Source organism: Streptomyces sp. NPDC031274 (assembly GCF_055570235.1).
The window spans coordinates 1-1017 of sequence record NZ_JBVIHP010000511.1 but is presented as its reverse complement, the minus strand read 5'-3'; the positions used below and the strand labels follow the sequence as shown (position 1 = coordinate 1017).

1 pseudogene is annotated in these 1017 nt (G+C 70.1%); it reads right to left on the bottom strand.

Annotated features, from left to right (window positions below):
* Positions 1-1017 (bottom strand): annotated as a pseudogene (locus ACZ5CR_RS47570) (cell division protein FtsK); the annotation flags it as partial.

Sequence of the window (1017 nt, the reverse complement as noted above, 5' to 3'; positions counted from 1 at the left end):
CGCGCGGGTCGATCCCGAACGGGTTGCGCTTGAAGATGTCGTGCCGCTTGGCGCTGGCGAGCTGCCACTTGACGATGCCGGTCTTGGACAGGTCACGGTCGCCGACCCACAGGATGAGTCGGCCCTCGTGCTCGTTGGGGTCGGCGTCGGGCCACACGCAACCGAGCGGACGCCTGAGTCCGGAGGCGAGTCGGGCGCGGCGGTCGGCCACGTCGGCGACGGTGACCCCCAAGGGCAGGTCGATGTCCGCGCGCCAGCCCGGACCCTCGCGGCAGATCGGACCGACGAACTTGATGCCGTCCTGGCCCTTGGCGACCGCCGAGGCGATCTGGCCGATGCCGATGGATGCCATGGCCTTGACGACCATGTCGCCGGTCAGCTTCTGTACCTCGGTCTTGATGACTGCCCGGGTGGACAGCGGAGCATCGGCTGGCGCCCCCATGAGGCCGAAGCCGAGGACCGCTATGGCCGCGGCGATGGTCTGCGTCATCCCGGACGCGGCGAACACCACGAACAGCAGCGTGACCAGGGCGAACAGGCCGCCGAGCAGGGAGAGCAGCATCCGCAGCCGTACGCGGCGGTCGCGCTGCTTGGACAGCTTCAGGTACAGCTCGGAGTTCTCCCGGCGGGCCTCGGCCTGACGCAGCGGCTCGCCCTCGGCGTCCACGGCCCAGCGTCCGGCCTTGCTCAGGGTGTTCAGCAGGCCTTGCGGGGAGCGCCAGATCAGCTTGGGCAGGTACAGGAACGGCACCCGCACCGCGTGGAACGCGATCGTGTGCCACACGTGCCCGGCCAGCCAGCCGAGGGCGTCCTTGAACTCGGCCCCGGACTTCATCCACGCCGGGATGACGTCCAGCCGCTTCGCGCCCTTGATCCGCTCCAGCAGACCCGGGCCCGAATCGGTCGGCACCTTCGCGTCGACCAGAGCCGCCACAGAGTCGGGCGACTCCTCCGGGGTCGGGTCGGGCGACTCGGTCGGTTTGGAGTCGGGCGACTCAGTCGGCTTCGGGTCGGGTG